Consider the following 14,186-nt stretch of genomic DNA (forward strand, 5'->3'; position numbering starts at 1 on the left):
TCAGCCGTCGGACGGGAGTGCCGCGAGCCGGCTCGAGATGCGCTCCACCTCTTCGGCGGCCACCTGTTTGCGCACCCGGACCTTCTCGACGGCAGCCTCGGCCGCCTTGGCGAGGAAGGCCTCGTTCTCCAGCTTGGCCGTGGACTGCGCGAGTTCCTTCTGTGCTGCGGCGAGCCCCTTTTCCAGTCGACGCCGTTCGGCGGCGACGTCGATACTTCCCATGGTGTCGATCTCGACGAGTACGGTGCCGCGGGACAGCCGCACCTCCACCGAGGCCGAGGGCGTGAACTCCGCGGCGGGTTCGGTGAGCCACGCCAGGGCGGTGACCGCCGGAATCTGCGTGGCGATGTCGGCTTCGGCGACGCCTACCAGCCGTGCGGGCACTTTCTGTCGGTCGTTCAACCCTTGATCGCTGCGGAACCGGCGCACCTCGGTGACCAAGTTCTGCATGTCGGTGACGCGTTGGGCGGCAACGGGATCCAGGGTCACCCCAGAGGCGGCCGGCCACTGCGCGATCACCAGCGACTCGCCGCCGGTGAGGTTCTTCCACAACGTCTCGGTGACGAACGGCATGACCGGGTGCAGCAGCTTGAGCAGTGCGTCGAGCACGGTCGCCAGGACGGCGTTGGTGGGCCCGTCCGGCTGCTCGGCGAGTTGCACCTTGGCCAATTCCAGGTACCAGTCGCAGAACTCGTCCCAGGCGAAGTGGTAGAGCGCCTCGCACGCGCGATTGAACTCATAGGCGTCGAACGAGGAATCGACCTCGGCGCGCACCTCCTCGAGCCTGCCGAGGATCCAACGGTCGGCGTCGGTGAGGGCGGCCACGTCGGGCAGGGGCGCCGGCGCCGCACCGTTCATCAGTGCGAAGCGCGTGGCGTTGAACAGCTTCGTCGCGAAGTTGCGCGCCGCGCGGGCGTGGTCCTCGCCGATGGACAGGTCGCCTCCGGGGCTGGCACCCCTGGCCAGCGTGAACCGCAGCGCGTCGGCGCCGAACTGCTCGACCCAGTCGAGTGGGTCGATGCCGTTGCCCTTGGACTTGCTCATCTTGCGACCGAACTCGTCGCGGATCAGGCCGTGCAGGAACACGTTCTCGAACGGCACCTGCGGACCGCGGGCGCCACCGAGGGTGATCGCGTCGTCGTCGGCGACGAAGGTGCCGAACATCACCATTCGGGCCACCCAGAAGAAGATGATGTCGTACCCGGTGACGAGAACCGAAGTGGGATAGAACTTCTCGAGATCGGGCGTGCGTTCGGGCCACCCCATGGTGGAGAACGGCCACAGCGCCGACGAGAACCACGTGTCGAGCACGTCGGGGTCCTGCACCCAGCCCTCGGGTGGCGTCTCGTCGGGTCCGACGCACACCTTCTGGCCGTCGGGACCGTGCCAGATGGGGATGCGGTGACCCCACCACAGCTGCCGCGAGATGCACCAGTCGTGCATGTCGTCGACCCAGGCGAACCAGCGCGGTTCCAGGCTCTTCGGGTGGATGACGATGTCTCCGTTGCGGACCGCGTCGCCGGCGGCCTTGGCGAGCGTCTCCACCCGCACCCACCACTGCAGCGAGAGCATGGGCTCGATGGGCTCGCCGCTGCGCTCGGAGTGCCCGACACTGTGCAGGTACGGCCGCTTCTCCGCGACGATGCGGCCCTCGGCGGCCAGCGCCTCGCGCACCGCCAGCCTCGCGTCGAACCGGTCCATGCCGTCGAAGCGGGTGCCGGTGTTGGCGACGCGCCCCTTGGTGTCGAGCATCGACGGCATGGGCAGGCCGTGCCGCATGCCGATCTCGAAGTCGTTGGGATCGTGCGCGGGCGTCACCTTGACCGCGCCGGTGCCGAACTCGGGATCCACGTGCGCATCGGCGACGATCACGACGTCGCGGTCCAGGAAGGGGTGCGGCAGCGTGGTGCCGACCAGGGCGCGGTACCGCTCGTCGTCGGGGTGCACCGCGATGGCGGTGTCACCGAGCATGGTCTCCAGCCGCGTCGTGGCCACCACGATGTGCGGCTCGGCGTCGTCCATCGACCCGTAGCGGAACGAGACCAGCTCGCCTTCGACGTCGTCGTACTTGACCTCGAGGTCGGAGATCGCGGTCTCGAGCACCGGCGACCAGTTGACCAGTCGCTCGGCCTGATAGATCAGCCCGGCATCGTAGAGCCGCTTGAAGATGGTGCGGACGGCGCGGGACAGGCCGTCGTCCATCGTGAAACGGTCGCGGCTCCAGTCGACGCCGTCGCCGAGGCGGCGCATCTGGCCACCGATGGTGCCGCCGGACTCGCGCTTCCAATCCCACACCTTCTCGACGAACGCGTCCCGGCCAAAGTCCTCCTTGGACGCGCCGTCGGCCGCCAACTGCTTCTCGACCACCGACTGCGTGGCGATTCCGGCGTGGTCCATGCCGGGCAGCCACAGCACCTCGTAGCCCTGCATGCGCTTGCGACGCGTCAGGACGTCCATCAGCGTGTGATCGAGCGCGTGTCCCATGTGCAGACTGCCGGTCACGTTGGGGGGTGGCAGCACGATGGAGTAGGGGGGCTTGCCGCTGGTGGGATCGGCGGTGAAGTAGCCCGCGTCGACCCAACCCTGATACAGCTCGCCTTCTACCTCGCTGGGGTCCCACGACTTCGGCAGGGCGAGCGCCCCGGTGTTCTCGGCGGGTGTGGAGGTAGCAGTCACCACCACATTCTAGGAAGACGCCGCAGACCCCGTTCCAAGCGGTCGCCGCGGCCATCCCGGGCACGTCAAGACAGGCGGACGGTCTCCAGCGTGACCCCGGCGGCCGGGAACCGGGCCAGCAGCGCGTCGCCCATCGCCGCAGCCGGGGTGAGCACGCCCCGGAGGTCGGACAGCGCGTCCCGATCGAACGCGAGCGCCAGCCCACACTCGCCGAGCAGCACCGACGTGGCCTTGTAGCCGGGATCGCCCTGCTGGCTCATGGTGGCGCGGTAGCGGGCGCCCGATGCCGTCGTCGTGTACGTCTCGACGGTGTAATGCCCCTTCTCCCTCGTGCTTTCACTGGGTCCGGTGCCGGGGGCGGGCATGACGCGATCGACGACCGTGCGCGGCAGCTTGGCGAAGTACCGGCTCCCGAGGCCCAGGACGGCGGCACTTCCCGCAGTCATGACGGCCGAGAGCACCGGGGCCGCCACCGACTTGCCCATGCTCATGACCTCTGCGTAGCGGAACGTGCGGCCGTACGACCAGTCCAGCAACGCGTTGCTGCGCCGCACGATGCGCGAGTTGGGGGCACCCATCGCGAACGCCCCGGTCCAGATGCCGTCGAGTTCGGGAGCGATGTCGCGGCCGCGGCGCCACGGTGTATCCGACTGGGGCCCCAGGTCAGGCTCGGCGGCACGATCGGTGCTCAACGTGTAGGGATCGGCCATCTCCCGGCGCGCCACGGGATCCTTCGAGGACGTGTCGAGCACCTCCAGCATGGAGGCCAGCGTGCCGCCGGACACGCCACCGGCGAACCGTCGAACCACCAGCGTGGTGTCGCCGAGGGGCCCAGTGCCGTCGCGCTCGGCCTGGCGGTGCAGCGCGTACACCGTGAGATCCGAGGGGATGGAGTCGAACCCGCACGAGTGCACGATCCGCGCCCCGGTGTCCTGCGCCTCCTCGTGATGCCCGTCGATGCTGTCGCGGATGAACATCGTCTCGCCCGTCAGGTCCGCGTAATCGGTACCCGCCGCGGCGCACGCGGCCACCAGGGGCAGGCCGTACTTGGTGTAGGGCCCCACCGTGGTCACGACGACGCGGGTGCGGGCCGCCATGTCGTTGAGTTGCGAGGGCTGGCCCGCGTCGGCCTCCAGCAGGGGCCATTGCCTGGCCACCTCTGGCAGCCCGTCGCGCACGGCGCGCAGCTTGACGGTGGAGCGTCCAGCCAGGGCGATGCGGGCCTGCCCAGCGGCCCTGGCCAGGTACTCCGCGGTGAGCTTCCCGACGAACCCGGTGGCGCCGTACAGGACGATGTCGAATTCACGCTGCTCTGCGACCATGCCGCCAACCTACCGGTTGGGCGAGGTCGTGCGACATCACGGCGGGAACGGGCGCGGCCCTCGTCCGCCCGACGGCAGGGCTACCGTCGTGACGTGGGGCAGCGCATCCTCGTGGTGGGGGCAGGCATCGCCGGTCTGGCGACGGCGGTCGCCCTGCATCGGCGCGGGCACGACGTCACGATCGTGGAGGAGCGCATCGACGCGTCTTCGGGCACCGGAATCAGCATCTGGCCGAACGCCCTGGCCGCGCTCGACGTGCTGGGACTCGCGGACGAGGTCCGCGCGGCAGGCGGTGGGGTCACGGCCGGGGCGCTGCGATGGGCCGACGGCACCTGGCTGCGGCGGCCCGCACCGCAGCGCATGATCAAGGCACTCGGTGAGCCGCTGGTGGTGATCCGGCGCGCCGCGCTGACCGCGATCCTGGCCGACGCCCTTCCGGTCGGTGCCGTGCGAACCGGTTCGCGTGCAACGGCATTCGTCGACTCCGGCGACCACGTGCGGGTAACGCTCGCCGACGGCACGACCTTCGAGGCCGCCGCCGTGGTGGGCGCCGACGGTGTGGGTTCGGCGGTGGCCACGCACCTCAACGGGCCACTACGGCGGCGCTACGCCGGATACACCGCGTGGCGGGGCGTGGCGTCGTGCGCCATCGACGCCGACCTGGCGGGCGAGACCATGGGCAGCGGAGTCGAATTCGGGCACGTCCCCCTGGGGCGAGGGCATACGTACTGGTTCGGTACCGAGCGGCGACCCGAGGGCGCCAGGAACCCGGGGGGCGAGCTGGCCTACCTGCGCTCGCGGTACGGCCACTGGGCCGATCCCGTGCCCGCGATGCTCGCCACCACCGACGAGCGCGACGTGGTGCGCACCGACCTCTACGACCGGGAACCCGCGCGCTGCTGGGCGCTCGGCCCGATCGTGCTGGTCGGTGACGCCGCGCACCCGATGCGGCCCCACCTCGGCCAGGGCGGCTGCCAGGGACTGGAGGACGCCGTGACGCTCGCCCACTACGTGGGCACGGGAGACGATCTGATCGGCGCGTTCGCGCAGCACGCCGCGGTGCGCGGCCCCAGGACGCTCCGGTTGACGCGTGAGTCGCGGATGATCGGCGAGATCGTCAACGCGCGCCCCGCCGTGGTGGGCACCGGGCTGATGCGAGCGTCTGGACTCATACCGGAGTGGCTGCTGATGCGCCATCTCGCGACGATCGCGTCCCGGTCGGCCCTTTCCCTGCCGGACTGGGACGGCGGGCGCGGGTCATCGCCGCGGCGCCGCTGACCCCTGCACCATCGTCAGCGCTGCTGACCCCTGCACCATCGTCAGCGCTGCTGACCCCTGCACCATCGTCAGCGCTGCTGACCCCTGCACCATCGTCAGCGCTGCTGACCGGAAGCCGCCAGCGGAGCGAGGAACGTCGAGCAGACCTGCCGCAGGTCGATGATCCCGAGGATGCCGCCGGGCCGGATGGCGCCGCAGCCGGTGCCCCCTGCCGGGGCGCCAACGGCCGGCGCGGCCTGACGGCCCCACACCGCAGAGTCGATGCCCGCGCTGCCACACCTGGGCCATGCCCCGACGCCCTGGGTACGCAGGACGTTCTCGGCGACGCGGATCTGCTCTTCCCGGGAGGCCGTCAGCGGAGAGCCGAAGCCGCCGTTAGAGTTCCACGTCGCCTGCTTGAACTGCAGTCCGCCGAAGTGACCGTTGCCCGTGTTGGCGGCCCAGTTGCCTCCCGACTCGCACTGCGCCACGGCGTCCCAGTCGAGACTGTCGGCGTTGGCGGTGCCCGCGGACAGTCCGACCGCCGCGGCGACGGTGGCGACGAGGAAACCCAGCGTGGTGAGCAGTGCGCGCATGGCCCGTGAGACGTTCATCGTTGCGGTCCTTCCCCGACCGTGACCTTCGAGAACCGTGTCGACGACGCCCAACGCGGTCACCCCCTACGTCGTGTGACCATCGTCACGCGTTACACGAGTGGCGCAGATCAGTCACCGAGACGTGATGGACGCACGCGCCGCACGGGACCCCAGAGACGCACGAGGGTGGTGCCGGGCTCGTCGCCCAGCACCACCCCTCGTCTGCGTATCGCCGCGTCAGCCGCGCTTGCCGCACACCGGCCATGCACCGATGCCCTGCGAGTTCAACACGTTGTTCGCGACCCGGATCTGCTCTTCGCGGCTCGCCGTGTGAGGCGTACCGCTACCACCGTTGGACTTCCAGGTGCCCATGGTGAACTGCAGTCCGCCGTAGTAGCCGTTTCCGGTGTTGGTCGACCAGTTGCCACCCGACTCGCAGGCAGCGACCGCGTCCCAGTTCACCCCGTCCGCATTCGCGGTGCCGGCACCCAGCGCCAGCGGAGCCACTGCAAGGGCCCCGGCCAGCGTCGCCAGCCCGAACGTCGTGCGGATGTGCTTCAACATTGATCCTTTCGCCAAGCGCGCGCCACCCAGACGTCCGCGCACACGCGGACGCCAAGACCCGGTTGACCCGGGCAGGGGAAGAAGTGAGCCGCACCGTCTCTGTCGGGCACGGCAGCGCAGGCAGAGGGCCTCACCGGACACGTCGGGCCCGGTGGCCGCAGCGCGCCTACGGGGGATCGCCCCACCGCGCCGCAGCCCGCTCACACGCAGGTTCGTGGTTTGAAATTGTTTGCTCCGGTTACGAAGACATTGGGACCGTACAAACGAATCCACGCGAAGTCATGTCGCCTCCGCGGCGTGTCCACGCCGATAACGATTCGATTACGAGACGGCATACGGCTGGTATACGCAGGTCAGCCACCATGTTTAGTCGGACTGCCAATCTGCGCACCGGCCAACCCTTTCGTGATGCACATCACGGCATTTTTGTGACCCCGACTACAGTGAAACCACGTTCGAGCGCGTCACGCATCGGCCATTTGGGTTCTCCTCCAACCCTTTCCACCCCCAGCGTCGATGACGGCCGATTTCGTTCGCTGACATCGGTTTCAACGATGTCGGCGGTCTCGTGCACGACATCCATTCTCGAACAACGCAATACGTTCACAAACCGGCCATGCCACTTCGATGATCCATCTCCGATCATCAGGCGGCATCGCTCGAAACAGGCTGTATCACAACGACGTTCGCTCGTTCACGCGTCGTTTCAGTGGTGCCGACCACGGCGAGCATCGGTCACGACCTACCGGCACGCACGCGGGCCCGCTGCGGCGCTTGAATTTCCACGACACGACCCGCGCCATCGCGCGGGGACATCGCGCATTCATCTCCGCTACGGCGAGGCGACCGGCCGCAAAGACGTTGCCAGGCAACGAATTCGACGGGCCGTCCGTGCATCACGACGCGCGCCGACGTGCGGAAGCGTGCCGCATTGTGGCGCCAACCTCGTGGACATTCGGCGTCGAAAGACGCGAATTCCACCCGTCAGGAGAAATCGCCGCGAATTCACGTCAGAATGCGCAATTTGCTAGGCGCCCCTAGGACAAGTCGGCGGGCGTGTTGACGTTGGTGAGCGCCCGCTGCTCGAGAGGCAGCACGACGCGCTGGGTGTCGACGCTGTCCACCAGCGACCGCATGCGGCGCTCCCCCGCTGCGACCAGGGCATCCGCGCGGGCTGCGAGGTCACTGCGATAGACGCCGGCCAGGTAGTGGTCACGGCCGTCCCAGGGCAGCACCACGTCCACCCGCAGACGCTCCGCGAACCCCACCAGGTCGTCGATCAACCCGGGTTCGAGGTAGGGCATGTCCACGGCGCACACGAACGCGAACTCCCGACCCGCCTCCGCGGCGGCATGAAGACCCCGGGCCGTCGCCAGCAGCGGACCCACACCGCGCGCCTCGTCACGCAACACCGTCGCCTCGAGGGCGGGCAGGGGCTGGCCCGGCGCCGCCACCACGAACACGGGCGCGCAGCGCTGCCCCACGGCGGCGACGACGCGTTCGACCAGGGTCGTCGTGGTGCCATCAGGATCCGAGAACGGCAGCGTGGCCTTGTCGCGGCCCATCCGCCGGGAGGCTCCCCCCGCCAGGACGACCGCCGCCACCGGCGTGATGTACGTCACGTCGGCAACACTAGAGGACCCCTGCACGGTGGGTGCGGGATCAGTGCGGGCTCCGCGGCGTGCCGTCGCTCGCTGGGTCGTCCCGCCGGGCGATCACGAGCCATGATGCGCGCTCGGCGATCCTCGGTTCTGCCAGGTGCAGCACGGTGAACCCCGCACCCAGAGCGGCAAGCAACGTGTCGCCCTCGACCCGCCACCGGTTGCTGCGATCGTCGGCGCCGGCGGCGAGGGCCTCCCACGCGATCACGCCCCCCGGGGCCACCCACTCGCGGGCGCGGCCGAACACCACGGGATCCCAAAAGAGCCGACTCAGCACGATCGCGAAGGACGGCGCCGCAGGCGCCCATTGCGCCAGATCGGCATGCACCGCCGAGATGCGACCGGTCAGTCCGCGGCGCACCGCTTCGTCACCCAGCTCGCACAGGGCGACGTCCGACACGTCGACGGCCGTGACGTGACGGCCCAGTTCGGCCAGCGCCAACGCCGTGCCCGAGCGGCCCGCAGCAAGGTCGAGGACCTCTCCGTCGGCCGGAGCCACGCGCAGCACCTCGCCGAGCCACGGTGCCACCCCGAAACCCGTCGCGCCCGGGGCGCGCTGGGCATACCTGGCGTTCCAGCGCAGCCGATCGGGGTGATCGGCACGCGTCGTCAACGCGACGGGAGGCATCGCGGGCGACGGGGTCAGTCGACCGTCCAGGTGTCCTTGCCGCGCAGCAGCGCCTGCAGCGCCGCGGTGTCGTGCGGCTTGGCCGACATCGCCGAGTCGACCTGGTTGCGGGCCATCTCGTCGTACGTCGGGCGGTTGACCTGCCGGAAGATGCCCATGACCGTGTGCTCGAGGTTCTGCTCGGACAGCCGCGACAACGCGAAGGCGTAAGCCGGATCGTCGATCTCGGCGTCGTGCACCACGATGTCGGACGCGGCGACGTCGGAGGTCTTGGCGACCTCGAGCCCGTACCCCGACTTCACCACGCAGTACTGCCCCTCGGCGCCGAACGTGATGGGTTGACCGTGGCTGACGGAGATGAGCCGCTCCTCGGCGCCCTCCTTGCGCAGGGCGTCGAACGACCCGTCGTTGAAGATCGGGCAGTCCTGCATGATCTCGACGAGCGCGGCGCCGCGGTGGGACGCGGCGGCACGGAGCACCTCGGTGAGGCCCTTGCGGTCGGAGTCCAGCGCCCGGCCGACGAACGTCGCCTCGGCGCCCAGCGCCAAGGAGACGGGGTTGAACGGGTAGTCCAGCGAGCCCATCGGGGTGGACTTGGTGACCTTGCCGACCTCCGAGGTCGGCGAGTACTGCCCCTTGGTCAACCCGTAGATGCGGTTGTTGAACAGCAAGATCGTGATGTTGACGTTGCGGCGCAACGCGTGGATCAGGTGGTTGCCACCGATCGAGAGCGCGTCACCGTCACCGGTGACGACCCACACCGACAGATCCTCACGTGCCAACGCCAAGCCCGTCGCGATGGTCGGGGCGCGCCCGTGGATCGAGTGCAGACCGTAGGTCTCCAGGTAGTACGGGAAGCGACTCGAGCAGCCGATGCCGCTGACGAACACCATGTTCTCGCGCCGCAATCCCAACTCGGGGAGGAAGTTGCGGATGGTGTTGAGGATGACGTAGTCACCGCACCCGGGGCACCACCGGACCTCCTGGTCGCTGGTGAAGTCCTTGGCCTTCTGCGGGGCGTCGGCGGTCGGCACCGAGCTGACCTTCGTCAGCCCAAGGTCGGTCCCGATCAACTGTGCTGACGCGCGATCCGCTTCGCTTCTCGCCGTTGTCATGCTTCCACTCCCACGCCACTGTCGACGGTCGCGGCTGCCAACCGTGCGAACTTGGTCTTGTCACTTTCCTTCGTGCTCAAACTTCCGTCGAGCGCCGAGTCGATGATGCCCTCGACCTCGTCGGCCAGGAACGCCATGCCCTCGACCTTGGTCACCGACTGGATGTCGACGAGGTACTTCGCCCGCAGCACCGTCGCCAGCTGACCGAGGTTCATCTCGGGCGCCACGACCTGCGAGTACTTGCGCAGCACGTCGCCGAGGTTGGCGGGCAACGGGTTGAGGTGCCGGACGTGCGCGTGGGCGACCTTGATGCCCTTGCGGCGGGCCCGACGGCACGCTTCGCCGATGGGGCCGTACGAGCTGCCCCAACCCAGCAGCAGCAGGTCGGCGTCGCCGGTGGGGTCGTCGACCTCGACGTCGGGAACGGTGATCCCGTCGATCTTGGCCTGCCGCAACCGCACCATGAGGTCATGGTTCTTGGGCTCGTAGGAGATGTTGCCCGAGCCGTTGGCCTTCTCGAGACCACCGATGCGGTGCTCGAGACCGGGGGTGCCGGGCACCGCGAACTGGCGTGCCAGGGTCTCCGGGTCACGGGCATAGGGCTCGAACGGCTCGCCTGCGGCGGCGAAGGTGTGGTCGATGGGCGCGTATCCCGAGACGTCCGGGATGCGCCACGGCTCGGAGCCGTTGGCGATGGCACCGTCGGACAGCAGGATCACCGGGGTGCGGTAGGTGAGCGCGATGCGCGCGGCCTCCACGGCGATGTCGAAGCAGTCCGAAGGCGAGCGGGGCGCGAGCACCGCGACCGGCGACTCGCCGTTGCGGCCGTACAGCGCCTGCAGCAGATCGGCCTGCTCGGTCTTGGTGGGCAGACCCGTCGAGGGCCCGCCTCGCTGGACGTCGACGATGAGCAGCGGCAGCTCCATCATCACGCCGAGGCCGATGGCCTCGGCCTTGAGCGCGACGCCGGGACCCGACGTGCTCGTCACGCCGAGCGCGCCGCCGTAGGAGGCGCCCAGCGCGGCGCCGATGCCGGCGATCTCGTCCTCCGCCTGGAACGTCAGCACGTTGAAGTGCTTGTGCTTGGACAGCTCGTGGAGGATGTCCGAGGCGGGGGTGATCGGGTACGTCCCGAGGACCACCTGGGTGTCGGCGAGCTGGCCGGCGGCCACGATGCCGTACGCCAGCGCGGTGTTGCCCGAGATCTGGCGATACTCACCCGACGACAGCTTGGCGGGCGACACCTCGTAGGTGGTCGCGAACGCCTCGGTGGTCTCGCCGTAGTTCCAGCCGGCCTTGAGGGCCAGCACGTTGGCCTCGGCGACCTCGGGCTTGCGCGCGAACTTCTCCCGGATGAACGACTCGCTGTGCTCCAGCTCGCGGCCGTACATCCACGACAGCAGACCGAGCGCGAACATGTTCTTGGCGCGCTGCCCGTCCTTCTTGGTGGCGCCGATGGCCTCGACGGCTCCCAGCGTCAGGGTGGTCATGGCGACGGCCTGCACCACGTAGTCGGACAGCTCGTCGGTCTCGAGCGGGTTCGACTCGTACCCGACCTTGGCCAGGTTGCGCTTGGTGAACTCGTCGGAGTTGGCGATGATGAGCCCCCCGCGCGGGAGGTCGGCCACGTTGGCCTTCAGCGCTGCCGGGTTCATCGCCACCAGCACGTCGGGCCGGTCACCCGCGGTGAGGATGTCGTAGTCGGCGATCTGGATCTGGAACGACGACACCCCCGGTAGCGTGCCCTGTGGCGCGCGGATCTCGGCGGGGTAATTCGGTTGCGTCGCAAGGTCGTTGCCGAACAAAGCCGCCTCGGAGGTGAAGCGGTCGCCCGTCAGCTGCATGCCGTCGCCGGAGTCGCCGGCGAAGCGGATGACGACCTTCTCGAGCTTCTGCCGCGGGGCGGCACCGGTGCTGGTGCCGTTGCCGTTGACGCTCAACGCCCCCTGCCTTTCACGGGTGTGTCGGGACGAATCAGCCGGGTCGCGATCTGCGGCCTCGCCCAGAGGCCGGCATCACGAGATGCGCCGCCGGAAGACGTCCACGGTTTTCCTGTCACTAGCAGTCACGATTATTGCACCTCGCTAACTACGTCCGTGACGGGACGCGCCGGTTACCCGCAGGTAAAGGACGTTCAACTGCGCAGGTCAGGCCGCTGAACGCCGACACGGAGCCGAGGTTTTGTGGTCTTCGTCACCTCGCGAGAACGACGGTCTCGGAGCACCGGAGCACCACGCGCGGCCCAGCCGGGCGGTCGGGTGACCTGCGGTTACACTAGATCGGCCGAGCCGACGCGCAGTCGCTTGTCGAGTTCGCGGGCCACCAGTTCGCTGGCGCTCTCGGCCGACACCACGGGGTCGTCGCCGGCCGCCCGGTGCGCGACGTAGCAGGCCGTGAACATGTCCCCTGCGCCCGTCGTCTGCACGCCGTCCACGCGCCACGCTGCGGGGACCCGCACGCGGTCTCCGTCGGTGTAGATGTCGCACCCCTCGGAGCCGAAGGTCACGACGATCTCGGGGACGCCGAGGCGGCGGGCGCTCGCCTCGTCGAACTCGCCGTCGGCGACCACCACGGCCTCGTCCTCGGCCAGCTTCAGCATGCTGAGGTGTTCGAGCAGGTCGGGGCTGAAGTGGCGGTCTTCCACCAGCGGACCCACCTGGTCGGCACGCACCAGCCCCTGGCCGTCGTAGGCGACGCGGTGCCCGCGTGCGGCGAGCAGCGCCAGCGTGGCCGGCGGAAAGTCGGTGCGCAGCAGGGGCGCCAGGTGCACCCAGGTGGTGCGCGGATCCGCGGCGGCCACCTCGTCGGGTCCCCAGACCGGGCCGACGGCGTCGACCGACATGCGGCGGTGGTCGACGTCGACGTAGTCGAGCCGGAACCCGCTGGTCACCGCCGACGGCAGGATCTGCACGAGACGTCCGAAACGGGCCAGCAACCCGTCGAAGAGTGCGTGGTCCCCCGGCGCGCCGAGCGCGACGATGCGGCTGTGGCCGGCACCGGGCGTGCCGGCGGCCTCCAGCGCCACGCCGGCGAACGAGGCGCACCCGCCCGGGCTGGGCGCCGCACCGTCGATGACGTCGACGGCGAGGTTGCCCAGCACGGTCACGCCGTTCACGAGGCCTTGCTGCACCGGTGGTCTCCTGGTCCTTGCCCGCTTCCCCCGACACGTGCCGGGGTGCGGCGAAATGGTAGTCCGCGAAACTGGCATCGCGCGAAATCGCCGAGCTGCGACGCGGCCGATCACCCGGGCACGTTGTACGGCGTGACGACCTGAATCGGGCTCGGCCGGGCGGGTTCGACCGGCAATGCGCCATGCTGCTGCAGGATCTGACGAATGGCAAGCCGGGCGTCGGCGCGTAGGTCGTTGTGCAGCACCACCGAGACGCGACCGTCGCGCAGCAGCCGACGGTTGTCGGCGTCCAGGTCGTGCGCGACGAACACCCGGCAGGGGCGGCCCAACGCCTCGAACGCGGCCACCGTCGCGGTGTTGCCGCCCCCCACCGAGTACACCGCCTCCACCCCCGGATGCGCCTCCAGCGCGTCGAGGACCAGCCGCTCGTTGGCGGCGTCCATCCCGTCACTGTCGCTGACGTCGACGATGGCGCGTCCCGAACCGCGCAACCCGGCCCGAAAGCCCGCCTCGCGTTCACCTTCGCCGCGAAAGACCGTGCGGCTCAGGGTGATCAGCACGTCGGCCGAAGCCGAGCCGAGCCATTGGTCGGTGAGGTAGGCGGCCGTGACGCCGGCACCGTAGTTGTCGATCCCGACGTAGGCGCAGCGCGCGCTGCCCGGGACGTCGGTGGCATAGGTGACCACCGGGATGCCCGCGGCCACCAGCCCGTCCACCGCCTCGGTGACCTCGGGGACGTCCTGCGCCTTCAGGATCACCCCGTGGCTGCCGCGCAGGCGGGCCAGCGCCTCGAGCGTCGTGCCCGTCTCACCCGCCTCCCACAGCTGGAAGCGGGCCCGCACCAGGGCGGGCGCGAACGCCGGCAACTCGGCCTCGATGGCGGCGCGGAACTCGTCGGAGAACCGCCGCGGCGTCTGCATCACGACGTCGATCAGGAAGCGGCGCCCGTTGAGGCGCAGCTGGCTGCGTTGGGCGTCCAGATCGGCGATGGCCTGCATGACCTCGGCACGGGTGTTCTCCCGTACCCCGGCCCTGCCGTTGAGCACGCGGTCCACCGTCGCCTCGGACAGCCCGGATTGCTGGGCGATCTCGCGCACCTTGAACCGATGCGCCATGGCCCACCTCCATCCCGCGAGCAGACGCAAACGTGCGCCGGCTCCTGGCGCTTCGCGGACATTTGCGTCTGCTCGCGGGAGACGGTACGCGGCCTGAGGTGTTTTTGATGGTTTTCTGCTGT

Annotated in this window: 11 protein-coding genes and 1 pseudogene; 1 reads left to right on the forward strand and 11 read right to left on the reverse strand. The window is 69.5% G+C overall.

Translation table 11 applies throughout. The features are described from left to right. Window positions 1–2,676: a valine--tRNA ligase gene (locus tag AC30CM_RS02075; protein ID WP_490115162.1), complete on the reverse strand. Its 2,676-nt coding sequence runs from the start codon at window positions 2,674–2,676 to the stop codon at window positions 1–3. A 65-nt stretch (window positions 2,677–2,741) separates the two neighbouring features. Next, the gene (locus AC30CM_RS02080) at window positions 2,742–3,998 is read right to left on the reverse strand and encodes a saccharopine dehydrogenase family protein (protein ID WP_490115163.1); all 1,257 of its coding nucleotides are present in this window, start codon (window positions 3,996–3,998) and stop codon (window positions 2,742–2,744) included. Window positions 3,999–4,091: 93 nt separating this feature from the next. Here AC30CM_RS02080 and AC30CM_RS02085 point away from each other — a divergent pair, with 93 nt between their 5' ends. After that, complete coding sequence (locus AC30CM_RS02085) at window positions 4,092–5,276, forward strand: FAD-dependent oxidoreductase (protein ID WP_490115164.1); 1,185 nt, start codon at window positions 4,092–4,094, stop codon at window positions 5,274–5,276. A 95-nt stretch (window positions 5,277–5,371) separates the two neighbouring features. Here AC30CM_RS02085 and AC30CM_RS02090 read toward each other — a convergent pair whose 3' ends face one another. The 9 genes and pseudogenes from AC30CM_RS02090 to AC30CM_RS02130 all read right to left on the reverse strand — a co-directional run bounded on the left by AC30CM_RS02090 (window position 5,372) and on the right by AC30CM_RS02130 (window position 14,064). After that, complete coding sequence (locus AC30CM_RS02090; RefSeq protein WP_490115165.1) at window positions 5,372–5,869, reverse strand: transglycosylase family protein; 498 nt, start codon at window positions 5,867–5,869, stop codon at window positions 5,372–5,374. A 219-nt stretch (window positions 5,870–6,088) separates the two neighbouring features. Further along, window positions 6,089–6,322, reverse strand: a pseudogene (locus AC30CM_RS02095) (transglycosylase family protein); the annotation flags it as partial. A gap of 508 nt (window positions 6,323–6,830) precedes the next feature. Then, a complete protein-coding gene (locus AC30CM_RS02100) occupies window positions 6,831–6,989 on the reverse strand; it encodes a hypothetical protein (RefSeq protein WP_490115166.1) in 159 nt (52 codons plus the stop codon). Window positions 6,990–7,452: 463 nt separating this feature from the next. After that, window positions 7,453–8,037 (reverse strand): molybdenum cofactor guanylyltransferase, encoded by a 585-nt coding sequence (mobA, locus tag AC30CM_RS02105; protein ID WP_490115167.1) that lies wholly within the window; start codon window positions 8,035–8,037, stop codon window positions 7,453–7,455. Between the two features lie 40 nt (window positions 8,038–8,077). Further along, window positions 8,078–8,704: a class I SAM-dependent methyltransferase gene (locus AC30CM_RS02110; protein WP_490115168.1), complete on the reverse strand. Its 627-nt coding sequence runs from the start codon at window positions 8,702–8,704 to the stop codon at window positions 8,078–8,080. Between the two features lie 14 nt (window positions 8,705–8,718). Then, a complete protein-coding gene (locus AC30CM_RS02115; protein ID WP_490115169.1) occupies window positions 8,719–9,819 on the reverse strand; it encodes a 2-oxoacid:ferredoxin oxidoreductase subunit beta in 1,101 nt (366 codons plus the stop codon). After that, entirely contained in the window at window positions 9,816–11,759 is a 1,944-nt protein-coding gene (locus AC30CM_RS02120) for a 2-oxoacid:acceptor oxidoreductase subunit alpha (protein WP_490115170.1), read from the reverse strand. The genes AC30CM_RS02115 and AC30CM_RS02120 overlap by 4 nt, the downstream gene beginning before the upstream one ends. Before the next feature lie 329 nt (window positions 11,760–12,088). Then, window positions 12,089–12,925, reverse strand: coding sequence for a PfkB family carbohydrate kinase (locus AC30CM_RS02125; RefSeq protein ID WP_490115240.1), 837 nt, complete (start codon window positions 12,923–12,925; stop codon window positions 12,089–12,091). Window positions 12,926–13,059: 134 nt separating this feature from the next. After that, entirely contained in the window at window positions 13,060–14,064 is a 1,005-nt protein-coding gene (locus AC30CM_RS02130) for a LacI family DNA-binding transcriptional regulator (protein ID WP_490115171.1), read from the reverse strand. Window positions 14,065–14,186 lie beyond the last annotated feature (122 nt).

It is taken from the genome of Mycobacterium sp. DHQP2018-32-09, assembly GCF_058148405.1.

What these genes read in the sequence shown, in the direction of transcription:
- AC30CM_RS02115 (WP_490115169.1), bottom strand. Translation starts at nt 9,819, where the DNA reads ATGACAACGGCGAGAAGCGAAGCGGATCGCGCGTCAGCACAGTTGATC.
- AC30CM_RS02090 (WP_490115165.1), bottom strand. Translation starts at nt 5,869, where the DNA reads ATGAACGTCTCACGGGCCATGCGCGCACTGCTCACCACGCTGGGTTTC.
- AC30CM_RS02130 (WP_490115171.1), bottom strand. Translation starts at nt 14,064, where the DNA reads ATGGCGCATCGGTTCAAGGTGCGCGAGATCGCCCAGCAATCCGGGCTG.
- AC30CM_RS02110 (WP_490115168.1), bottom strand. Translation starts at nt 8,704, where the DNA reads ATGCCTCCCGTCGCGTTGACGACGCGTGCCGATCACCCCGATCGGCTG.
- AC30CM_RS02080 (WP_490115163.1), bottom strand. Translation starts at nt 3,998, where the DNA reads ATGGTCGCAGAGCAGCGTGAATTCGACATCGTCCTGTACGGCGCCACC.